This window comes from Solwaraspora sp. WMMA2056 (assembly GCF_030345095.1).
In the GTDB taxonomy this organism is placed as follows: Bacteria; Actinomycetota; Actinomycetes; order Mycobacteriales; family Micromonosporaceae; genus Micromonospora_E.
The window spans coordinates 6573927-6596855 of record NZ_CP128360.1 but is presented as its reverse complement, the minus strand read 5'-3'; the positions used below and the strand labels follow the sequence as shown (position 1 = coordinate 6596855).

At 70.3% G+C, this 22929-nt stretch carries 16 protein-coding genes; 7 read left to right on the top strand and 9 right to left on the bottom strand.

From position 1 onward, the window contains the following. Positions 1 to 12: 12 nt before the first annotated feature. Positions 13 to 1242, bottom strand: a complete 1230-nt coding sequence (gene xseA, locus O7608_RS29970) for an exodeoxyribonuclease VII large subunit (protein WP_289207738.1) — start codon at positions 1240 to 1242, stop codon at positions 13 to 15. A 91-nt stretch (positions 1243 to 1333) separates the two neighbouring features. On the opposite strand from xseA, the gene O7608_RS29965 reads away from it, so the two are divergent. From O7608_RS29965 to O7608_RS29955, 3 genes are all read left to right on the top strand, one after another. Next, entirely contained in the window at positions 1334 to 2341 is a 1008-nt protein-coding gene (locus O7608_RS29965; protein WP_289207737.1) for a 4-hydroxy-3-methylbut-2-enyl diphosphate reductase, read from the top strand. A 5-nt stretch (positions 2342 to 2346) separates the two neighbouring features. Further along, positions 2347 to 2796 carry a hypothetical protein gene (locus O7608_RS32235; protein WP_289207736.1) on the top strand — a complete coding sequence of 150 codons (450 nt, stop codon included), beginning with the start codon at positions 2347 to 2349 and terminating at the stop codon, positions 2794 to 2796. Positions 2797 to 2952: 156 nt separating this feature from the next. Next, positions 2953 to 3852, top strand: coding sequence for a sulfotransferase domain-containing protein (locus O7608_RS29955; protein ID WP_289211097.1), 900 nt, complete (start codon positions 2953 to 2955; stop codon positions 3850 to 3852). Positions 3853 to 3976: 124 nt separating this feature from the next. On the opposite strand, the gene O7608_RS29950 is transcribed toward O7608_RS29955, so the two are convergent. Both O7608_RS29950 and O7608_RS29945 read right to left on the bottom strand, forming a co-directional pair. After that, positions 3977 to 7234 carry a S8 family serine peptidase gene (locus tag O7608_RS29950; RefSeq protein ID WP_289207735.1) on the bottom strand — a complete coding sequence of 1086 codons (3258 nt, stop codon included), beginning with the start codon at positions 7232 to 7234 and terminating at the stop codon, positions 3977 to 3979. 171 nt (positions 7235 to 7405) lie between these two features. After that, positions 7406 to 8650, bottom strand: coding sequence for a DNA recombination protein RmuC (locus O7608_RS29945; RefSeq protein ID WP_289207734.1), 1245 nt, complete (start codon positions 8648 to 8650; stop codon positions 7406 to 7408). Between the two features lie 93 nt (positions 8651 to 8743). Here O7608_RS29945 and O7608_RS29940 point away from each other — a divergent pair, with 93 nt between their 5' ends. Both O7608_RS29940 and O7608_RS29935 read left to right on the top strand, forming a co-directional pair. Further along, on the top strand, positions 8744 to 9514 hold the full coding sequence (locus tag O7608_RS29940; RefSeq protein WP_289207733.1) for a hypothetical protein: 771 nt from the start codon (positions 8744 to 8746) through the stop codon (positions 9512 to 9514). Positions 9515 to 9550: 36 nt separating this feature from the next. After that, positions 9551 to 10192 carry a hypothetical protein gene (locus O7608_RS29935; protein WP_289207732.1) on the top strand — a complete coding sequence of 214 codons (642 nt, stop codon included), beginning with the start codon at positions 9551 to 9553 and terminating at the stop codon, positions 10190 to 10192. A gap of 51 nt (positions 10193 to 10243) precedes the next feature. Here O7608_RS29935 and O7608_RS29930 read toward each other — a convergent pair whose 3' ends face one another. Further along, a complete protein-coding gene (locus O7608_RS29930; protein ID WP_289207731.1) occupies positions 10244 to 10999 on the bottom strand; it encodes an SGNH/GDSL hydrolase family protein in 756 nt (251 codons plus the stop codon). Between the two features lie 101 nt (positions 11000 to 11100). Then, positions 11101 to 11718, bottom strand: coding sequence for a GNAT family N-acetyltransferase (locus O7608_RS29925; RefSeq protein ID WP_421357523.1), 618 nt, complete (start codon positions 11716 to 11718; stop codon positions 11101 to 11103). Between the two features lie 383 nt (positions 11719 to 12101). On the opposite strand from O7608_RS29925, the gene O7608_RS29920 reads away from it, so the two are divergent. Next, positions 12102 to 16157, top strand: a complete 4056-nt coding sequence (locus tag O7608_RS29920) for a beta strand repeat-containing protein (RefSeq protein ID WP_289207730.1) — start codon at positions 12102 to 12104, stop codon at positions 16155 to 16157. Positions 16158 to 16284: 127 nt separating this feature from the next. Then, positions 16285 to 17115, top strand: coding sequence for a class I SAM-dependent methyltransferase (locus O7608_RS29915; protein ID WP_289207729.1), 831 nt, complete (start codon positions 16285 to 16287; stop codon positions 17113 to 17115). A gap of 22 nt (positions 17116 to 17137) precedes the next feature. Here O7608_RS29915 and O7608_RS29910 read toward each other — a convergent pair whose 3' ends face one another. The 4 genes from O7608_RS29910 to O7608_RS29895 are packed head-to-tail and all read right to left on the bottom strand — an operon-like array spanning position 17138 to position 22901. Next, positions 17138 to 19018: an ABC transporter ATP-binding protein gene (locus tag O7608_RS29910; protein ID WP_421357521.1), complete on the bottom strand. Its 1881-nt coding sequence runs from the start codon at positions 19016 to 19018 to the stop codon at positions 17138 to 17140. Further along, on the bottom strand, positions 19015 to 20799 hold the full coding sequence (locus O7608_RS29905; protein ID WP_289207728.1) for an ABC transporter ATP-binding protein: 1785 nt from the start codon (positions 20797 to 20799) through the stop codon (positions 19015 to 19017). The genes O7608_RS29910 and O7608_RS29905 overlap by 4 nt, the downstream gene beginning before the upstream one ends. A 30-nt stretch (positions 20800 to 20829) precedes the next feature. After that, positions 20830 to 21351 (bottom strand): methylated-DNA--[protein]-cysteine S-methyltransferase, encoded by a 522-nt coding sequence (locus O7608_RS29900; protein ID WP_289207727.1) that lies wholly within the window; start codon positions 21349 to 21351, stop codon positions 20830 to 20832. Then, positions 21351 to 22901 carry a DNA-3-methyladenine glycosylase 2 family protein gene (locus O7608_RS29895; RefSeq protein WP_289207726.1) on the bottom strand — a complete coding sequence of 517 codons (1551 nt, stop codon included), beginning with the start codon at positions 22899 to 22901 and terminating at the stop codon, positions 21351 to 21353. The genes O7608_RS29900 and O7608_RS29895 overlap by 1 nt, the downstream gene beginning before the upstream one ends. Positions 22902 to 22929: the final 28 nt, after the last annotated feature.

Genomic DNA, 22929 nt, shown 5'->3' with positions numbered 1-22929 from the left:
TGGGTTGCCTCGTCAATCACGTCGGGCGGCGACGGCCGGCAGGTCGCCACCGGCGAGCCGGAGCCGCAGCGGGTCACCGGCGGCCACGTCGTCGGGGGAGCGGACCACCTGGCCGGCGGCGTCCTGCACGATCGCGTAACCCCGGTCGAGGGTCGCCGCCGGTGACAGCGCCCGCAGCCGGGCCAGAGTGTGCCCGAGCTCGGCGGTGCCGGCGGCGAGCCGGTGCGCCACGCAGCGGGTGGCCCGGTCACGCAGCACGTCGACCTCACCGGCCCGGCCCTCCAGCAGCACCTGCGGGCGGGCCAGCACCGGCCGGGACCGCACCATCTCCAGCCGGTGCGACTCCCGGTCGAGCATGCCGAGCACCGCGCGGTCCAGCCGGTGCCGGGCCAGGGCGATCAACCGCTGCTCCTCGGCCAGATCCGGCACCAGCCGTTTCGCGGCGTCCGTCGGGGTGGAGGCGCGTACGTCGGCCACGTAGTCCAGCAGCGGGGTGTCCGTCTCGTGGCCGATCGCACTGACCACCGGGGTCCGGCAGCCGAACACCGCCCGGCACAGTGCCTCGTCGGAGAATGGCAGCAGGTCCTCGACGCTGCCGCCGCCCCGGGCGACGACGATCACGTCGATCGACGGGTCCGCGTCGAGCACGGCGAGCGCGTCGAGCATCTGCGACACCGCCGTGGGGCCCTGCACGGCGACGTTGACCACCCGGAAGTCGACCGCCGGCCAGCGGCGGCGGGCGTTGGTCAACACGTCCCGCTCGGCGGCCGAGGCCCGACCGGTGATCAGCCCGATACGTTGCGGCAGAAACGGTGGGCGGCGTTTGCGGGCCCGGTCGAACAGTCCTTCGGCGGCCAGCAGCCGCTTCAGCTTCTCCAACCGGGCCAGCAGTTCACCCAGACCGACCTGGCGGATCTCGTCGGCGCGCAGGCTCAGCGTGCCCCGGGCCGGGTAGAACTCCGGCTTGGCGCGCAGCACCACCCGGGCACCGTCGGCCAGCTCCGGGGCACCGGCGTCGAGCACGTCCCGGTGGGTGGTGACGGTCAGACTCAGGTCGGCCGCCGGATCCCGCAGGGTCAGGAACACCGTGGTCGCGCCGGGCCGGCGGCTGATCTGCGCGACCTGGCCGTCGACCCAGACCCAGCCGAGCCGGCCGATCCAGGCGCTGATCTTCTGGCTGACCACCCGGACCGGCCACGGATCGTCCGCGGTGCTGCGCGGCGTCGTCTCGGTGTCGGTCACCCGGCCAGGGTACGGGCGGACCCCGACAACGCCGTCGCGCCCTGCCGCTCGTGCTCTGCCGTCCGGGCGGACGGCACGTAGACTCGGCCGGGTGAGCGAGCGTGAGGCGAATCCGGTCCGACCCAAGCGGGTGCTGCTGGCCAACCCCCGGGGCTACTGCGCCGGGGTCGACCGGGCGGTGCAGACCGTCGAGGAGGCGCTGAAGCTGTACGGTGCCCCGGTCTACGTCCGCAAGCAGATCGTGCACAACAAGCACGTCGTCTCGACCCTGGAGGCCCAGGGTGCGATCTTCGTCGAGGAGAACGAGGAGGTCCCGCACGGGGCGACCGTGGTGTTCTCTGCCCACGGCGTCGCCCCCGAGGTGCACGAGCAGGCCCGGGAGCGTTCGCTGAAGGCGATCGACGCGACCTGCCCGCTGGTGACCAAGGTGCACCAGGAGGCCCGCCGGTTCGCCGCCCAGGACTACGACATCCTGCTCATCGGGCACGAAGGCCATGAAGAGGTGATCGGCACCTCAGGCGAGGCCCCGGCGCACATTCAGCTGGTCGACGGCCCGGCCGACGCCGACTCGGTCACGGTACGGGACCCGGAGAAGGTCGTCTGGCTGTCCCAGACCACGCTGTCGGTGGACGAGACGATGGAGACCGTGGCGCGGCTCAAGCGCCGGCTGCCGATGCTGCAGTCACCGCCGACCGACGACATCTGCTACGCCACCCAGAACCGCCAGCAGGTGGTCAAGCAGTTCGCGGCGCAGTGTGACGTGATGCTGGTGGTCGGCTCCCGCAACTCGTCGAACTCGGTCCGGCTGGTCGAGGTGGCGCTCGACGCCGGCGCGCGGTCCGGTCATCTGATCGACTACGCCGCCGAGATCGACGACGCCTGGCTGGTCGGCGCGACGACGGTCGGGCTGACCTCCGGCGCCAGCGTGCCCGACGAGCTGGTGCAGCAGGTGGTCGACCACCTCGCCGCGCGGGGCTTCACCGACCTGGAGACGGTCACCACGGTCGAGGAGACGATCGCCTTCTCGCTCCCGTCCGAGCTGCGGCGGGACATGAAGGCGGCGGCTGCGGGAACGGACGTCCGCGCCGTCGCGTCCTAGATCATATGAGAGCGACTCGGATCGGCGTACCACTGCTGTTGGTCTGTCTGATGCTGGCGTCGGGGTGCGGCGCCGGCGGGCCCGGCACCGAGCCGGACCCGACCGACCCCGCGCCGACCACGGCCGTGACTTCGCCGCCGACCACGGCCGCGCCCTCGACGTCGGCCCCGACGCCACCGAGTGGAGGAGTCACCGTGAGTCCGACCCCGCAGACCCCGGGTCCGCCGGAGGACCTGCCGACTGGCTCCGCCCGGCCGATGACCCTGACCGGTACGGTGCAGCCCGGCGTCGAGCACAACTGCTTCCTGCTGGACGGCTACCTGCTGGTGGGCGGGCCGGCGGACCTGGTCCGGGCCGGTGCCCGGGTGCGGGTCACCGGGCACGTCCAGGCGGACCTGATGACCACCTGCCAGCAGGGCGTGCCGTTCGTGGTGCAGCGGGTCGAACCGGCCTGAGCCGGCGTCACCTCGGCCCGGACCGACGCGGCGTGGGCACCCCTGGCGACGGCGGATGCACCGCGCGTGCCCAGGTTGACCGGGCCGCCCGCGTGCATCATCATCTCCCCCTGAGGTGAGGTGACCCTCGCCCGGGCACAGACAAGGGCTAAGACGCTGATTAATCGGACCTGGACGTTCGCCAAGCACCACACGCCGAGTCCCGTGCGTATCGCGGTGCGGTGGACGATGCTGGAGACGCGGAACGCGCGAAGCCGCCTGACGGTTCCGGTGGTGGCGCGCAGCGAATACGACAACGTCTATCACTGTACGGTGCGCAAGACGGCCAGCCAGTGGGTCAAGGCGCTGGTCAGTGACCCGGTGGTGTACCGCTACTCCGGGCTGTTGCCCTTCGACCAGCGGGTGCACCGGCGGCGCTACCCCGACGCGATCCCGCCCGGCCGGATGGCCTCGTCGCTCTTCGTCGGGTACAAGCGCTTCAGCGCCATCCCCAAGCCGGAAAAGTACCGGGCGTTCTTCATCACCCGGGATCCGCGCGACATCGTCGTCTCCGGGTACTTCTCGCTGCGGAACTCGCACACCCCGATGGGTGACATCCTGCACCATCGCAAGATCCTGCAGGAGCTTCCGCGCAAGGAAGGCCTGCTGTACGTCATCCAGCATCTGAAGGACACCAACCTCTTCTCGGCGCTGCGCTCCTGGGTCGTCGCGCCCCCCGCGGAGACCTTCCGGCTGTTCAAGTACGAAGATCTCACCGGTGAGCGGCAGGTCGACGAGGTCGACCAGCTGATGCGCCACTGCGGGATCGTGCTGCCGTCGGCGGAGTTGACGGCGTTGCTCGACCGGCACGGGTTCGCCCGGATGCGCAAGACCCGCCTGGAGACCGAGGCGAAGGCCCACTACCGCAAGGGCAAGGCTGGCGACTGGCTCAACCATTTCGACGACGACATCTACGAAGCCTTCGTCGCGGCGACCGGTGATCTCGTCGAGCGGTGCGGCTATCCCAGCCGCGAGGAGTCGCTGCGCGCCCGCGAACAGGACCGGACCGAGGCGTAGCGGCCGTAACGGCACGCCGGGTCGCGTCGACCCGGCGGGTCCGCGCCGGGCACTCGTCGCGCCGGTACGCGAGAAGGGGCCCATCCCCTACGGGATGGGCCCCTTCTGCTGGTTGGCCGAGCGGTCAGCTCACCGAGCTGACCGAGACGCCGCCGCGTCCGATGACCGCGCCCAGATCGGTGACGACCAGCATCTCGCCGAACAGTTCCCGACCGGCCGCCGGAGCGGCGTCGACCGTGACACTGCCGGTGATGGTGGCACTGTCACCGTTGTCCAGATCGACCGCTGTCGGGTCGACCTCGATCGTGCCTAGCCCGGTCGAGTAGAACACGTCCAGGTAGTCGTACTCGGTCGTGCCGGTGGGCACCGAATATCCTTCGATCTCGATGTCGTACACGCCCGGTGCCGGGTTGTTGATCGTGACCTGCTCCTCCGAGTCACCGTCGGCGTTGTAGGCGACGAGCGTCCCGGCACGGTAGACGAACAGGTCCAGGTCGGCACCGAGATCACTGGTGTTGCCGATCTTGGTGAACAACCGGGTCGCCCCGGCCGGAACCGTCACCTGGAAGGACTGCGTCTCGAGGTCGGCGATCGTCGGCCGCTCGCTGTTCGACGAGCCGAGCGATCCGCCCTGGCCGGCGACGGTGACCGGGCCGAACGTGTTGCTGATCTCCCACTCGATCGGGGTCGCCTCACCGGGCGTGACATCCTCCAGCACGGTGGTGGCCGGGTCGACCGCCACGCCCAGCACCTCTGCGGTGAGGGTGTACGGGTTCTGCAGCATCGGCGAGGTCCGCCGCGACTCGACCTCGATCTCCCAGACACCCGGCAGCGGGTTCTGGTAGTCCCGCTCGTCCGGCTTGCAGACGTTCGGGTCGGAGAAGTTGGTGAAGCAGATCAGGCTGCTGCCGGACTCCAACGGCACACCGTACGGGTTGATCGCGAGGAACCGGGTCTGCGACCCTTCGGCGATTCCGGACAGGTTCACCTGCAGCGCCGTCGCACCCTCCGGCACGGTGACGAAGTACGAGGTGAAGCCGTTGCGGGCGACCCTGCCGGAGGCGCTGAACCCGTACTCCGGGCTGGTCAGCGCGTTGGACACGACCACCGCGTTCATGAACTCGAAGTCCACGGTCGAGGTGAACGGGTTGTCCACCCGCAGGATGGCGCTGCGCACGCCACTGGCCGGGGTGGCCCGTACGTTGATCGTGACGGGCTCGTTCAGCGGCAGGACGACCTGACCCGGGGCGGCGAAGGTGCCGTCGTTGCCGACCCAGTCGAGCTTGTGCAGCAGGTCGACGTCCGGGCCGGTGGTCCGGGTGATGGTGACCGGGTAGGACTTGAACTGGCCCGGCCGGTGCCCGCCGGCGTCGGCCGCGCACCGGTTGTAGACGCCGGTGCCCCGGTGCGGGGTGGCCAGGAATTCCGAGATCGGGGTGCAGACCGGAGCGTCCACGGTGTACTCCGCGGTCGTGACACCCTCGCGCAGCAGCTTCCAGGTGTCGGCGACGTGCAGCATGCCGTTGCCCTGAGTGTGCGCCGGCACGTTGTTGATCCACCGGGCGCCGCTGTAGAGCGCCCGCCGCAGCTGCGCGGTGCTGACCTCCAGGTCGTTGGCCTTCACTCCGGACAGCAGCAGCGCGACGGCGCCGGTGGCCTGCGGGGCGGCCATCGAGGTGCCGTTGTACATCGCGTAGCCCGGTGGCAGCGGGTAGCCGGCCTCGGGGACCGGGCCGCCCGCCTCGTAGCCGGCGACCGTCGAGATGGCCGAGCCCGGCGCGCTGATGTTCGGCTTGAAGCCACCGTCCTCACGCGGGCCGCGGGAGGAGAAGTTGAACATCCCGTTGCGGACGTTGACCTCGGAGCCGTAGTTGGCCAGCCAGGTGTCCTTGCTGATGCTCGCGCCGACGCTGACCACGCTGGACGCTACCGACGGGTCGCCGATGGTGTTCGTGCCGGGGCCGGAGTTGCCGGCGGAGATGAACATCTGCACGCCGTACTCGTCGATCAGGATGTTGTAGAGCGTCGCACGGGCGTTGTTGCCGTCGTTGAGCGCCGGCAGGCCGCCGATCGACATGTTGATGATGTCGACGCCCCGGTTGAGGACCAGGTCGACCATGCCGTCGGTGAGCGCCGCCGCGGTGCAGCCGCCGGCGAAGGTGCAGGCCCGGGAGGAGACCAGCTTGGCGCCGGGCGCCGCGCCGTCGAAGTCGGCGTTGCCGAGCATGTCGTTGGCGGCCACGATGCCCGCCACGTGGGTGCCGTGCGACGAGGAGATCAGGCCGATGTTGACGTAGTCGACCAGGCCGGGGCCGCCGACCGGGGTGGTGTCGACGCCGGTGCGGTACTCGACGACGAACGGCACCTGCTCGGAGATCGGCGTGGCCGGGTCGTCCGCGCCGAAGTGCCCGACGTCGAAACGCTCGTTGTACGGGCGCATGAGCGCGTCGTCGGTGAAGTCGAAGTTCTGGTTGGTGTCGACCCGCACGTCGCCGGTGGCCGGGTCGTAGAGGACGCCGAACCGGTCGGTGGTGTCGCCGTCGCGGTTGACGTCACCGCCGGACGCTCCGCCCACGGTGATGTTCTCCGAGAACAGGTTGATCCGGTAGGTGCCGGCCGGTGCGGTCCAGGTCACCCCGGCGTAGCTGAAGCTCGGGCCGGCGACCTGGGTCAGCATCGGCCGCCAGGTGCCGTCGTTCTCGTACACCGGGTCGACCGGGGTGACCCAGTCGACGATCTTGCGCTCACCGGTGGTGGTGGTCTGCAGCGCCGGGTGGTCCAGATCGACGCCGGAGTCCATGATGCCGACGACGACGTTGCGTCCGTCCCAGCGGGGGTGGCTCTTCTTGAACGAGACCGCGCCGGTCTCGTTCGTCGGCATGTACGGGTTGACCGCACCGGTGTCCGGTCCGGGACCGGTCGACTCGGTGGCCACGGAGGAAGCGGCCGGCAGGCTCTCCGGCGTCGGGTCCGGCAGCTGGATGGTCTCGTTGAGGTCGATCGCGGCGACGCCGGCGAGCTTCGATGCCTTGATGACGTTGCCCGTCGGCACCCGGGCCCGGACGTAACCGACCTCGTCGACCTGGTTGCCGATGACGCCGCCGAGCTTCTTCAGCTCCGCGGCGACCTTCGGGGCCTGGCCCTTGTCGGTGGCGACCAGCAGTGTGACGCTCTGCTCACTCTTGGCCTCGGCCTCGGCGAGCAGGTCAAGGTCGCGTGACCCCAACGTATCGGCAGGGGTGTCCTTCAAAACGTCGGCTTCGGTCGACGGGTTGGCGCTCGCGGTGGACGCACCACCCGCCAGCGTCACGGCACCGGCTGCCATGACGGATGCCAGGAGCGCGGCAGAGGTTCGCCGCCTCCAGATGCGGGGTTTACTCACGTTCTCTTCCTCCGGAAGAACTGGGCCCTGGGGTGCAGGACACGTGTGACCGCATCCTTTGTGCTCCGGACGATCGCTGTCACTACTTCTCACCGCGTTGTGACCAGCCCGTGACATGCACATTTTTGAATGACCGGTGAGACGGTAGCGAATTGCCTGCAATGAGTGAGGTCAATCGAGAGTTTTCCTGCTCAACCCGTCCACTCGGGACGTGTCCGACCCGTCGTGTGTCAGGTACGGCCGGCTGTCGTCGACCGTGCCGGAGGCCACCGGATCCAGCTCCGGTGCCTGCACCTGTCGCGGCACCACCTCGACCTGGGCCGGCGCGGCCAGCTCGGCGTCGGAGACCCCGAGATCGGCCAGCTTGCGGGCACTCACCAGGACCCGCGCCTCCAACGAACCCACCGCCCGGTTGTACGCGGTGACCGCGCCGCCCAACGCGTTGCCCAGCTTCGTCACGTGTTCGCCGAGCGTGCTCAACCGCCCGTACAGCTCCCGGGCCAGCGAGTGCACCGCCACCGCGTTGCGGGCCAGCGCCTCCTGCCGCCACGAATACGCCACCGTGCGCAGCAACGCCACCAACGTCGCCGGAGTGGCCAGAACGATGTCCCGACTGAATGCGTGCTCCAACAACGTCGGATCCCGCTGCAACGCGGCGTCCAGGAACGGATCCGCCGGCACGAACAGCACCACGAACTCGGGGGTCTGGGCAAAGGCCGACCAGTACCGTTTGCCGGCCAACGCGTCCACATGCGCCCGCAGCTGTCGGGCGTGGCCGTCCAGCTGCTGGTCGCGGGTCCGCTCCTTCCGTGCCTCCATCGCCGACAGGTACGCGTCGAACGGCGCCTTCGCGTCGACCACCACGCTGCGCCCACCGTGCAGCCGGACCACCAGGTCGGGCCGGACGGACTGCTCGTCGGTGCTCGCCGTGACCTGTTCGGCGAAGTCGCAGTGTTCCAGCATTCCGGCCGCCTCGACGATGCGGCGCAGCTGGTGCTCCCCCCACCGGCCCCGCACCTGTGGCGCACGCAACGCGGCGACCAGCTGCTTGGTCTCGGTCCGCAGCTCGCCGGAGACCGTCGTCATCGCCCGCACCTGCTCACGCAGCTCGGCGTAGGCGTCGACCCGGTCGTGCTCCAGCTCGGCGACGCGCTGCTCGTAGCGGCGCAGCGTGTCGTGCAGCGGCGCCACCGCCCGCGCCACCGCCTCCTGCGACTGGGCGGTTGCCTCGTACGACAAGGCCCGCAGCGACTGCTCCAGCCGCCCCTCACCGTCCCTGGTCGCCTGCAGGGTGGCGGCCAGGCGGGCGATCTCCGTCGCCGACCGGGCCCGCGCGGCCAGCCAGCCGAGCGCCCCACCACAACCCAGACAGACGACCACCACCGCCACCGTCGAGACATCCACGTCGGGAAGCATGTCAAACACCCACGACGTACGCCCGTCGTGCCGGCGGTGTCGGCTGGCGGCGGTGTTGGCTGGTGGTGGATCAGGGCGGCTACCGTCGTAGGCATGGAATTTCTTCTGCTCCTGGTTCTGGTGGCGCTGCTCGCCGGCGGTGCGCTGTGGTGGCGGCGGGAGAGCACCGCCCGCAAGGAGCGCGCGCTGGCCGACGCCCGCGCCGAGGCGCAGCGTTGGTACGAACGGCTCGGCGGGCAGGTGATGAACCTGCACGGCGACGCCCCGGCGGTGAAGCAGGCCCTGCTGGACGCCGGTGAGCGCTACAACGCCGCCGGTTCGCAGCTGGAGCAGGCCCGCAGCGTCACCCAGTTCGAGCTGGCCCGGGAGACCGCCCTGGAAGGGCTGGCCTACGTGCGGGCCGCCCGGGTGGCGCTCGGCATCGACCCGGGCCCGGAGCTGCCGCCACTGGCCGCCGCCCGGGGTGCCGGGCAGCTCACCAAGGAGCGCGAGGTCGACGTGCAGGGGCAGACCTTCCGGGCCGGGCCCAACCCGGGCCCGCAGACCCCGCACTACTACCCGGGCGGCTACCACCAGGGTCGGCCGGTGCCCGCCGGCTGGTACTCCCAGCCGCTGTGGAAGCCGGCGCTGGCCGGTGCGGCCGGTGCCCTCGGCGGCATGCTGATCTTCAGCGCGTTGTTCTCCCCGGCGTTCGGCGACCCCGGCTACGACGCCGGCGCCGCCGCCGGTGACGACGCCGGAGCCGGTGGCGAGGACTTCTCCGGCGGTGAGGACTTCTCCGGCGGTGAGGACTTCGGCGGTGGCGAGGACTTCGGTGGCGGCGATTTCGGTGGCGGTGACTTCGGCGGGTTCGGGGATTTCTGACCGTCGGAGGTAGGGCTAGCCGGATGGTGCGCCGGCATGCCGGCCGGCAGAGTCGTCGTCGTGGACACGAACGGTCAGACTCGACGCGGTTGGCTCGCCGGAATCGGCGCGGGGGCCCTGGCCACCGGTACGGTGACCGCCCTTGCCCAGGCGACGGGCCGGTTCCACTGGTGGGCCGGCTTCGTTCTGGTACCTGGTGCGTTGCTGGCTGCCTGCGGCGGGCCGCTGCTGGCCCGGGGCGGCGGTCGGGCCTTCGGCGGGTACGTGATCGCCTGCGCCGGTGCCCTGGTCTTCGCCGTCGGGACGCTGCTCATGTTGGGGCTGACGGGCGTCGGTTGGCCGGTGATGATCATCCTGCCGTGCCTGGCGATTGCTGGCACCTACCACTGGCGGCCGGAGCATCCGCTCGGCGGCGGGCTACACCGTACGGTCGCGTTGCTGAGCCTGACCGGTGCCGGGCTCGGTGCGACGTTCCTGCTGATCACCACCGGCGTCGTCGATCTCGCGGGCACCGGTTGGTGGGGGGCGTTCATGATGCTGGCGGCTGTCGCGGTCCTCGGTAACGCGGTCGACCTCGGCCGGCACCAGATGCCGTACCGGCTGCAAGCGGTGACCCTGCTCGCCGGTCCGGCGGTGGTGGCCTTCCTGCTCGGCCTGCGCTTCCTGCGCGGCTGGTGACGCCCGGGGACATTGCTGGCCGGGCCGAGCAGCCCCAGCCGCGCGGTCGGTTCAGGCCGGCTGGACCGGCACCCAGTCGAAGTACTTCGCGGTCCGCCCGTCGCCGGAGGATCGGCCCCGCAACCGCCGGTGCACCCACGGCACCACGAACTCCCGGTAGTAGCGGGCCTCGGCCAGCAGACCTCGTCGCGTACCGGCCGGTGCCGGCTCGACCACGTGCGCCTCGGTCGCGTACCCGAGCCCGGCGAGCACCAGACTCGCTACCCGACGGTGCCCGGCCGAGTTCAGATGCAGCCGGTCGGTCGACCAGTACTGCTCGCGGCGGATCTCGACGTCGCTGAACACGTCGACGAACTCCAGGCCGTGCCGGGCGGCGAGGTCCGCGGTGGCGGCGGTCAGCGCCACCCCGCGCCGGCGCATCACGTTGCCGAACGGCAACCGCGCGCTCGGGTCACCGCCGCTGAGCAGGACCAGCCGTACGCCGGCGGCGGCGCAGCGGCGGACCGCGCCCTCGGTGAGCGCCAGCAGCCGGTCCAGGTCGGCACCGGGGCGCATCATGTCGTTGCCGCCACCGTTGAGCGTGATCATCGTCGGGGCGGGGGACATCGACAGCGCTCGGTCCAGCTGGTCGGTGACGATCGGCTCCAGCAACCGGCCCCGGATCGCCAGGTTCGCGTACTGCACGGTCGTGCCGTGGGCGGCGGCGAGCCCGGCGGCGACGAGGTCGGCCCAGCCCCGGGTGGTGCCGTCGGGCAGCTCGTCGCCGAGCCCTTCGGTGAAGCTGTCACCGATCGCCACGTACCGCACCGCGACCTCCCGTCCCCGTGGACCACACCGGCCCCCGCCACGCGCGGCCATCAAGCTACCCGCCGGTGACCGCGCACCGCTGTGACGCGGATCCCGCCGGATCAGTCCAGACCGGAGTGCTGCATTATCCAGATGGTCAGCGGGTCGGCCGCCATCTGCCGGACCACCTGCCAACCGGCGTGCTGATACCGCTGCACGTTCGCCGGGTTGCTGGTCTCCAGGACGGCGGGCAGGCCGTCGGCTGCGGCTCGGCGCAGCCCGGCCCGCATCACCGCCCCACCCCACCCCTGGCCGGCCCGGTCCGGCCGGGTGCCGAGCACCCCGAGGTACCAGAACGGGGTGGCCGGCAGCGCCGCGTGCACGGCCATGTCGTACCGGCGGACCCGGGCCAGTGCGTCGGCGGGCAGCACCTCGGCGAGGTCGTCGGTGTCGCCGGATCCGGTGTCGGCGGCGTCGACGTCCGGCCGTTGCCACATCGCCACCGCGTCGCCGCCACCGACGGTCCAGACCGTGCCGTGCGGCACCCGGCGGTCGAACAGCCGGCCGAAGAAGGCCCCGGCGCAGTGCGGGTAGCTGGCGTCGTCAGGGAACAGGTACCGCAGCACCGGGTCGGCGACGAACGCCGCGACCAGCGTGTCGACGGTGCGGCCACGGTCGGCGGCGGTGGCCACGGCGACCTGCGGCGGGGGTGCGGTGTCGGGTGAACCGGGATGCTGCACCGGCCGACTATACGGGCTGCGTTCCGGTGGCGTACGGACGGCAACCCTAGCCGCTGGCCCGGGTGGCATCCGGCGAATGGCGGAAATGGATTCGTTCAGCCGACGCCTCGCGGTCCGGCCAGCGCACTCGCGGTCGACAGACGTCTCGAACCACATGACCGTCTCGCGTTTTGCGCCACTTGCCCGATTTGTGATCGTTCTTGTTTGTGATGGATGGGCCCTGAGGCCCGTCCGGCACCTGTTGAGGACGAGACGAGGGAAACGTGCAGTCAACAATGAAACGAGTCGCCGGCCTCTCCCTGGCCGCGCTACTTGGGACCGCTGGCGGCTTGGCGGTGACCACACCGGCCTACGCCGCCCCCGGCGACGCGCATGCCAGAGGCGTGATCGTCGACCTGTCCGCAGAAGTGCTCGGCATTCCGGTGATCGAGGCCAGCGCGGTGATCGGGTCGGTGGACGCCCCACCCGCCGGCGGCACCGAGACCGAGACCCTGATTGACATCACTCTGCCGGGTGCCATCGGCGTCGCCGCCGACGGCACCGTCCTGGAGGTGAGCGCGACCAGAGGCCCGATCTCGTCGTTCGCCTCATCCTCAGTCGCCGACGTGTCATTGGACATCCTCGGCGTGAATGTGCTGACCGCCTCGGCGGTCGAGGCCGCTGTCAGTTGCCCGTTCGTCGGGCCGCAGACGGCCGACACGACGTTGGTCGGGCTGACCGTGTTCGGCTCACCCGAGGTGCTAATTCCCAATGGGCCGAGCCTCGACGTGAGCGCCGCGGTGACGGTGCCTGGTCTGGTCGGAGCGACGCTCGACGTGTCGCTGTCGCGTACCGAGACCGTCACCGCCGACAGCGCGGCGGCGGCCACCATCGTGCTTACCGCGACTCTCACCGGAGAGGTCCTCGGGATCCCGGTGAGCATTCCAGTCGGTGAAGTCATCATCGCGGAGGCCACCTGCGAACGCCCAGCCGCGCCGGCGCCGCCGACTGCGTCGTCGATTGATCCGGATTCTGGTCCGCAGTCTGGTGGTCAGACGGTGACGATCACGGGTTCGGGGTTTGTGCCGGGTGACACGGCGGTGACGTTTGACGGGTTGCCGGCTACTGATGTGGTGGTGGATCCGTCGGGTACGTCGTTGACGGCGGTGACTCCGGCGCATGCGCCTGGTGTGGTCGATGTGGTGGTGACCACTGATGGTGGTTCGACTGATCCGTTGGCGTACACGTATCTGGCTGATGGTTCGGATGCGGTGGTGACGGGTCTGGATCCTGATTTCGGGCCGACGTCTGGTGGGACGACGGTGACGATTACTGGTTCGGGTTTCACTGGGGCTACCGGTGTCACGTTTGATGGCGTGGCGGGTACGGGGTTTGCGGTGAATCCGGCTGGTACGGAGATCACGGTGGTGACTCCGCCGGGTGCTGCTGGTCCGGCTGATGTGGTGTTGGTGTTCCCGGCTGGTACTGCGGATGCGGGGATCTTCACCTATGTGCCGCCGACGATTGATTCGGTGGTGCCGGATTCGGGTCCGAACACGGGTGGTACCACGGTGACGATCACGGGTTCCGGGTTCACTGGGGCGACTGATGTGACGTTCGGTGGTGTGCCGGGGACTGATCTGGTGGTGGATCCGTCGGGTACGTCGTTGACGGTGGTGACGCCGCCGGGGCCGGTGGGTCCGGTTGATGTGGTGGTGGTGTTGCCGGGTGACGACGCGGTCGCTCCGGACGGCTTCACCTATGTGGTCGGGCCGCCGACTGCGTCGTCGATTGATCCGGATTCTGGTCCGCAGTCTGGTGGTCAGACGGTGACGATCACGGGTTCGGGGTTTGTGCCGGGTGACACGGCGGTGACGTTTGACGGGTTGCCGGCTACTGATGTGGTGGTGGATCCGTCGGGTACGTCGTTGACGGCGGTGACTCCGGCGCATGCGCCTGGTGTGGTCGATGTGGTGGTGACCACTGATGGTGGTTCGACTGATCCGTTGGCGTACACGTATCTGGCTGATGGTTCGGATGCGGTGGTGACGGGTCTGGATCCTGATTTCGGGCCGACGTCTGGTGGGACGACGGTGACGATTACTGGTTCGGGTTTCACTGGGGCTACCGGTGTCACGTTTGATGGCGTGGCGGGTACGGGGTTTGCGGTGAATCCGGCTGGTACGGAGATCACGGTGGTGACTCCGCCGGGTGCTGCTGGTCCGGCTGATGTGGTGTTGGTGTTCCCGGCTGGTACTGCGGATGCGGGGATCTTCACCTATGTGCCGCCGACGATTGATTCGGTGGTGCCGGATTCGGGTCCGAACACGGGTGGTACCACGGTGACGATCACGGGTTCCGGGTTCACTGGGGCGACTGATGTGACGTTCGGTGGTGTGCCGGGGACTGATCTGGTGGTGGATCCGTCGGGTACGTCGTTGACGGTGGTGACGCCGCCGGGGCCGGTGGGTCCGGTTGATGTGGTGGTGGTGTTGCCGGGTGACGACGCGGTCGCTCCGGACGGCTTCACCTATGTGGTCGGGCCGCCGACTGCGTCGTCGATTGATCCGGATTCTGGTCCGCAGTCTGGTGGTCAGACGGTGACGATCACGGGTTCGGGGTTTGTGCCGGGTGACACGGCGGTGACGTTTGACGGGTTGCCGGCTACTGATGTGGTGGTGGATCCGTCGGGTACGTCGTTGACGGCGGTGACTCCGGCGCATGCGCCTGGTGTGGTCGATGTGGTGGTGACCACTGATGGTGGTTCGACTGATCCGTTGGCGTACACGTATCTGGCTGATGGTTCGGATGCGGTGGTGACGGGTCTGGATCCTGATTTCGGGCCGACGTCTGGTGGGACGACGGTGACGATTACTGGTTCGGGTTTCACTGGGGCTACCGGTGTCACGTTTGATGGCGTGGCGGGTACGGGGTTTGCGGTGAATCCGGCTGGTACGGAGATCACGGTGGTGACTCCGCCGGGTGCTGCTGGTCCGGCTGATGTGGTGTTGGTGTTCCCGGCTGGTACTGCGGATGCGGGGATCTTCACCTATGTGCCGCCGACGATTGATTCGGTGGTGCCGGATTCGGGTCCGAACACGGGTGGTACCACGGTGACGATCACGGGTTCCGGGTTCACTGGGGCGACTGATGTGACGTTCGGTGGTGTGCCGGGGACTGATCTGGTGGTGGATCCGTCGGGTACGTCGTTGACGGTGGTGACGCCGCCGGGGCCGGTGGGTCCGGTTGATGTGGTGGTGGTGTTGCCGGGTGACGACGCGGTCGCTCCGGACGGCTTCACCTATGTGGTCGGGCCGCCGACTGCGTCGTCGATTGATCCGGATTCTGGTCCGCAGTCTGGTGGTCAGACGGTGACGATCACGGGTTCGGGGTTTGTGCCGGGTGACACGGCGGTGACGTTTGACGGGTTGCCGGCTACTGATGTGGTGGTGGATCCGTCGGGTACGTCGTTGACGGCGGTGACTCCGGCGCATGCGCCTGGTGTGGTCGATGTGGTGGTGACCACTGATGGTGGTTCGACTGATCCGTTGGCGTACACGTATCTGGCTGATGGTTCGGATGCGGTGGTGACGGGTCTGGATCCTGATTTCGGGCCGACGTCTGGTGGGACGACGGTGACGATTACTGGTTCGGGTTTCACTGGGGCTACCGGTGTCACGTTTGATGGCGTGGCGGGTACGGGGTTTGCGGTGAATCCGGCTGGTACGGAGATCACGGTGGTGACTCCGCCGGGTGCTGCTGGTCCGGCTGATGTGGTGTTGGTGTTCCCGGCTGGTACTGCGGATGCGGGGATCTTCACCTATGTGCCGCCGACGATTGATTCGGTGGTGCCGGATTCGGGTCCGAACACGGGTGGTACCACGGTGACGATCACGGGTTCCGGGTTCACTGGGGCGACTGATGTGACGTTCGGTGGTGTGCCGGGGACTGATCTGGTGGTGGATCCGTCGGGTACGTCGTTGACGGTGGTGACGCCGCCGGGGCCGGTGGGTCCGGTTGATGTGGTGGTGGTGTTGCCGGGTGACGACGCGGTCGCTCCGGACGGCTTCACCTACTCGGGTGGCCCGGCACCGGTGATCGACTCGGTCGACCCCGGTCAGGGACCGGCCAACGGCGGGACCACAGTGGTCGTCGGAGGCAGCGGCTTCATCCCGGGCCAGACGACCGTGACGATCTGCGGCAAGACGATCCCAGCGAACAAGGTCACGGTCAACAGTTCCGGGACCTCGCTGACCTTCGTCACTCCGCCGTGCGACGTCAAGCACACGACCATCACGGTGACCACACCGAACGGCACCTCGAACGCGGTCGCCTTCCGGTACGTGGGGCTGCCGGTCACCGGTAGCGCGACCACGAATCTGATCACCAGCGGTGGTGCACTCGTGGCCATGGGTATCGCGCTGCTTCTCCTTGCCCGGAGGCGCGCGAACATGGCGTGACGACGACAGGGGACGGAGCGGGTGGTCCGGGGACGAACGACTCTCCGGGCCACCCGCTCGCCGCTGTCGGTTCGCCGTACCGATAAACGGGATGTCGGGATCGGGAAGCGGTGGCATCGTCAGCCACATGACTGCCGACTACCTCGATATCAACCGGGCCAGCTGGGACGAACGCGCTCCGGCACACGCCGCGTCACCGGACTACCGGGTCGCCGAGCTGCTCGCCGACCCGACCGGGCTCAGCGACGTGGTCCGGTTCGACGTGCCGCGCCTTGGTGACCTCACCGGCGTACGCGGGGTGCACCTGCAGTGTCACATCGGCACCGACACTCTGTCGCTGGCCCGGCTGGGCGCGACGATGACCGGCCTGGACCTGTCCGGGGCGTCGCTGGCCGAGGCCCGCCGGATCGCCGCCGCCGCGCAGACCCATATCGAGTACGTCGAAGCCGACGTCTACCGGGCCGTCGAGGTGCTCGGTGCCGGCCGGTTCGACCTGGTCTTCACCGGCATCGGGGCGCTCTGCTGGCTGCCCAGCGCGCGCCGCTGGGCCGAGACGGTGGCCGGCCTGCTGCGACCGGGTGGCCGGCTGTTCCTGCGCGAGGGGCATCCGGCGCTGTGGGCGATCGACGAGACCCGTCCGGACGGGCTGCTGGTGCTGGACCTGCCGTACTTCGAGACGGAGCAGCCGCTGGTGTGGGACGAGGCCGGCACCTACGTCGACACCGACGCCAACTTCACCCACAACCTGACGCACTCGTGGAACCACGGCATCGGGGAGATCTTCACCGCACTGACCGCTGCCGGGCTGCGGGTGACCGACCTGGTCGAGCACGACAGTGTGCCGTGGAACGCGCTGCCCGGCCGGATGACCAGGGGCGACGACGGCGAGTGGCGGCTGACCGAACGCCCGCAGCGGCTGCCGCTGAGCTACACGCTGCAGGCGGTGAAGCTCAGCTGAGGCTATCGCGCCTGGTCGTGCCTCAGCTGAGGCTGTCGCGCCACTGGTCGTGCAGGGTGGCGTACCGGCCGCCGGCGGCGACCAGGTCGGCCGGTGCCCCGTCCTCGACGATCCGACCGCCGTCGAGGACCAGCACCCGGTCGGCGATCTGCACGGTGGACAGCCGGTGGGCGATGACCAGCGCGGTCCGCCCCCGCCCGGCGGGACCACCGGTCAGCATCGTCTGCAACGCCCGCTGCACCAGCCGCTCGGTCGGTACGTCCAACGACGAGGTCGCCTCGTCGAGAATCAGCACTGCCGGGTCGGCGAGCATCGCGCGGGCGAACGCGACCAGCTGCCGCTGCCCGGCGGAGAGCCGCCCACCGCGACGGTGCACGTCGGTGGCGTAGCCGTCGGGCAGTTCGACGATGAACTCGTGCGCGCCGATCGCCCGCGCGGCGGCCTCGATCTCGGCGTCGGTGGCGTCCGGCCGGCCGAACCGGATGTTGTCCGCCACGCTGCCGGCGAAGAGATGGTTCTCCTGGGTCACCATGATCACGTGGCGGCGCAGGTCGGACCCGGCGACGTCGCGCAGGTCGACGCCGTCGAGGGTGACCGCGCCGGACTGCGGGTCGTAGAGTCGGGCCACCAGCTTCGCGATCGTCGACTTGCCGGCCCCGGTCGCCCCGACCAGGGCGACCGTCTGCCCTGCCGGGATCCGTACGGTCAGCTCTGGCAGCACCAGCCGGTCCGGCCGGTAGCCGAAGGTGACCGCGTGCAGCGCGACCGTGCCCCGTACCGGCACCGGCAGCGGTCGCGGGCGGGCCGGTTCGGGCACCTCGGGTCGCTCGTCGAGGACCCCGGACAACTTCTCCAGTGCGGCGGTGGCCGACTGCAGCGAGTTGTAGAACTGGCTGAGCTCCTGCATCGGTTCGAAGAACCGGCGCAGATACAACAGGAACGCGGCGAGTACTCCGATCTCGGTCTCGCCCTGCAGCACCTGCCAGCCGCCGTAGGTGAGCACGATGGCGACCGCGACGTTGCCGATCCCCTTCAACGCCGGCGAGTAGATCGCGATCAGCCGGAACGCCCGCAGGTTGGCCGATCGGAAGCCGTCGTTCACCTCGGTGAAGATCTCCTGGTTGCGGGCCTCGCGGCCGAACGCGTGCACCGCCCGTACGCCGCCCAGCGACTCGACGAAGTGGACGATCAGCAGGGCGACGGCCTCCCGGGTCCGCCGGTAGGCCACGGTGGAGGCGCGGGCGAACCAGACCGAGATCCACAGCAGGAACGGGAACGCCAGTAGCGTCACCACCGCCAGCGGCGTGTCCAGCCACAGCAGGATGCCGGCCACCGAGACCACCGAGAGCCCGGCCAGCACCAGGTCGTCGATGCCGCCTTCGACGAGTTCGGCGATCGAGTCCATGTCGCTGGTCAGCCGGGCGACCACCCGGCCGGAGGTGTACCGCTCGTGGAAGTCGACCGACAGCCGCAGAAAGTGCCGGTACACCCGCTGGCGCAGCTCGAGCAGGATCGCCTGCCCGATCCGGGCCGACAGGATGAGAAAGGTGCGCTTGCCGGCGTACTCGGCGATCGTCGCGGCCAGGAAGGCGAGGCCGACCGCGGCCAGCGGGCCGACCGTGCCGTCGTCGCGCAGCAGCGGGATGGCCTGGTCGATGCCGACCATGACCAGGTACGGTCCGGCCATCGCGGCGGCGTTCTGCAGCAGCAGCAGGGCGACCGCGACGCCGATCATCCGTCGGTGCGGCCGGGTCAACGAGCCGAGCAGGGCCCGGCTGCGGGCCCGTAGCCGGGCCGGGTCGCCACCGGCAGCCTGGTCGGACCCGCTCAGGTGGTCCATCCGGTCGTCGGCCACCCCCCGCCAGTCCGGCTGCCCTCCGACGGTGCCGTTGCCGCTGGTCACGCTGACCTGACGAGGCCGTGTCCGTCGGCGGAGAGCACCGCCCGGTACGCGGGCACGGTGGCGAGCAGCTCGGTGTGGGTGCCGACCGCCACGATCCGCCCCTCCGCCAGCAGCGCGACCCGGTCGGCGAGTGCCACTGTGGATGGACGGTGGACGACCAGCAGGGCGGTGGTGCCGGCGAGCACCCGGCGCAGCGCCTTCTCCACCAGCGCCTCGGTGTGCACGTCCAGCGCCGACAACGGATCGTCGAGGACCAGCACCCGGGGACGGCCGAGCACCGCGCGGGCCAGCGCCAGCCGCTGCCGTTGCCCGCCGGACAGTGACAGCCCCTGCTCGCCGATGCGGGTGCGTAACCCCCACGGCAGGTCGTCGACGAAGTCGGCCTGGGCCAGGCGTAGCGCCGCGCGCACTTCGGCGTCGGTGGCGTCGGGGCGGCCGAGGGTCAGGTTCTCCCGGACCGACATCGAGAACAACGTCGGGTCCTCGAAGGCGACGCCGACGCAGCGGCGCAGCTCGTCCAGGCGCAGGTCACGCAGGTCGTGCCCGTCCAGGGTGATCCGTCCGCCGGTCACGTCGTACAGCCGGGGCACCAGGGAGACCAGGCTGGTCTTGCCGCAGCCGGTCAGGCCCGCGATGGCCAGCGTCTCACCCGGGCGTACGGTCAGGTCGACGCCGCGCAGCACCGGCGCCCGCGCGCCCGGGTAGCCGAAGGTCACTGCCTCGAAGCGCAGCTCGCCGCGGACCTCGTCGACCCGGATCCCGGTGGCGCCGGGCCGGTCGGTGATCGTCGGTGGGGTGTCCAGCACCTCGTGGATCCGGTCGGCGGCGGTCATCGCCTCCTGCGCCTGGGCGATGATCCAGCCGAGCGACCGGATCGGCCAGACGAGCATCAGCTGCAACGTCACGAACGCGACCAGCTGCCCGATGGTGAGTTGCTCGTACACGACGGCGGCGGCACCGGCGACCAGCACCACGGCGAGCGCCATGTTCGGCACCAGGTCGTAGCGGGCGGAGGCGCGGGCGAGCAGCCGCCCCTTGCCGACCGCGGTGTCGTGCAGGGCGCGGGCCCGGTGGGCGAACCGTTCGGTCAGCAACGGCCCCCGGCCGAGCGAGGTGATGGTCCGCAAACCCTGCGCGGACTCCTCCACCAGGGTGGCCAGGTCGCCCTGTTGATCCTGCAGCCGGCGGGAGATCCGCAGGTACGCCCGGGTGAAGTGGCGGCTGAACAGATACAGCGGGACGGCGCTGGCCGCCACGACCAGCCCCAACGGCCAGTGCAGGTGCAGCAGCAGCGCGACGACGGTGACATACGTCGCCGTGTTGAGTAGCAGAAAGAGCAACCCGAAGGAAAGGAATCGACGGATTACTGACAGATCGCTGGTGGCACGGGACAACAACTGCCCGGACTGCCATTGATCGTGAAAGGCGACCGGGAGCCGTTGCAGGTGGGCGTAGATGTCGTCGCGGATGGTGCTTTCCATCCCGATCGACGACGCGCTCTGCGTCCACCGCCGGATGAAGATCAGCGCCGCCTCGACCACGCCGAGCAGCAGCGCGAGTCCACCGAGGAGCAACAGCCCGGTGGGCTCGCCGGCCGCCACCGGACCGTCCACCACTCCCGCGATGACCAGCGGAATGGCGATGCCGGCGGCGGTCGCGGCGGCGGCGGCACCGAGCAGCCAGCCGAGCTGGCCGAGGTGCGGACGCAGGTAGCGGCGGAGCCGCCAGAGATTGTGGACGGCGGGTCGGGGTCGCGATGATCGATCGAGTGCGTCGTCCACAATAAGACGGTAGCCGGTACCGGCGTTTCTTCACTGCCCCCGATCGGTCACCTCTCGCTCATGATCGAGCAACCATTTCTTGATCGACAACCCCCATCGGTAGCCGCCCAGTGAACCGTCGCTGCGCAACACCCGGTGGCAGGGCACGATCAGGGCGACCGCGTTGCGACCGCAGGCGTTCGCCGCCGCGCGGATCGCCGCCGGTCGACCGGCCAACGTGGCGAACTCGCGGTAGGTCACCGGCTGGCCCGCCTTGACCTCCCGCAGCACCGACCAGGCGTCGTTGAGGAACTCGCCGCTGTACTGCCGGACCGGCAGGGTGTCGAGGGCGGTCAGCTCACCGGCCAGATAGGACCGGACCGCGGCGGTGACCGCCCCCAGCTCGGCCCGCTCGCGCACCGACGCCCGGACGACCGGGGTGATCAGCGGCAGCAGCGGCCCGGTGCCGTCGGTGAAACCGCCGGCCCGGACCGCGCCGTCGGCGTCGACGACCAGGGTGAACGGGCCGACCGGCGTCGGCACCGCCGCCGCGTCCAGGGTGACAGGTAGCATCAGGGATTCCTTCCGGCGCCGACCAGCGCCAATCGATTGTGGATAGTGACAGACTGCCACAGGCGCAACGTCGCGTACGACCGCCACGGCCGCCATCGGGTGGCGTGCGTGGTCAGCCCGGACACCGCGGTGGGCAGGTCGAGCAGCCGGGCGCCGTGGCGCACGCCCAGGTCGGTGCCGAGCAGGACGTCGGGGTCGGCCAGCGCCCGCATCGCCACGTACCCGGTCGTCCAGGGCCCGATTCCGGGCAGCGCGCCGAGCCGGTCGACCAGCTCGGCCCGGTCGGCGCCGGGGTCGAGCTCGACGGTGCCGTCGGCGACGGCGACAGCCAGCGTACGCAGCGTCGCCCGCCGCGCCGCCGGCATCGCGAACGCCGCGTCGGGCAGTTCCAGCAGTTCGGTCGGCGACGGGAACGGCACCAGCTCGTCGGCGACCGGCTGTCTGTCGCCGTCGGGTGCCGTCGGGTCGTCGCCGTCGGGTGCCGTCGGGTCGCCGGCGGCCGCCGCGCAGAGCCGGGCGAGGACCCGGCGGGCGGCGGCGACCGAGATCTGCTGGCCGACGACCGCCCGGACCGCCAGTTCGAAGCCGTCGACCGTGCCCGGCACCCGCATCCCTGGCGTGGCGGCGACGACCGGCGCGAACGCCGGCTCCGCGCCGAGCGTCGCGTCCACCGCCACCGGGTCGGCGTCCAGGTCGAACAACGCCCGGCAGCGAGCCACCGCGGGGGCCAGGTCGCGCAGGTCGGCCAGGCGGAACGTCGCGGCGAAGTGGTCGGCGTGCGGGGTCACCGCGACGGTGCCGGGTCCGTGCGGCAGCCGCAACGCCCGGCGGTACGCCGAGTCGCAGGCCGCCTCCACGCCGGGCACCGCCCGCGCCGCCAGGAAATCCAGTACGGCGTCGGTCGGCATCGGCTGGCGGAACGCCAACCGGACCGTGATCGCCCCGAGCGTGTCGGCGTCACCGGCCCGGTCCGGGCCGGTCCCGGCGGCGCGGACCCGGCCCCGCAGCACCGTCGGCGCGAGCCCGTACACCGTCCGGAACGTGTCGTTGAACTGGCGTACGCTGCCGAACCCGGCGGCGAACGCGATGTCCGTGACGGTCAGCGCGGTCCGCTCGATGAGGATCCGGGCGGTCTGCGCCCGCTGGGCCCGGGCCAGTGCCAACGGGCCGGCGCCGAGCTGGTCGGTCAGCACCCGGTTGAGGTGCCGTTCGGTGTAGCCGAGCCGCCGGGCCAGTCCGGACACCCCGTCGCGGTCCACCACCCCGTCGCGGATCAGTCGCATCGCCCGCCCCACCAGGTCGGCCCGCAGGTCCCAGTCCGGCGAGCCCGGTGTGGCGTCCGGGTGGCAGCGGCGACAGGCGCGCAGCCCGGCCTGTTGCGCGGCCGCCGCCGAGACGAAGAACCGGACGTTGACCCGTTTCGGGGTGACCGCCGGACACGACGGCCGGCAGTAGATGCCGGTCGAGGTCACGCCGGTGTAGAACCAGCCGTCGAAGCGTTGGTCGCGGCTGTCCACCGCCCGGTAGCACCGCTCGAAGTCGAGCTCCATGGGTCGAATCCTGCCTGCCGCGCCGACG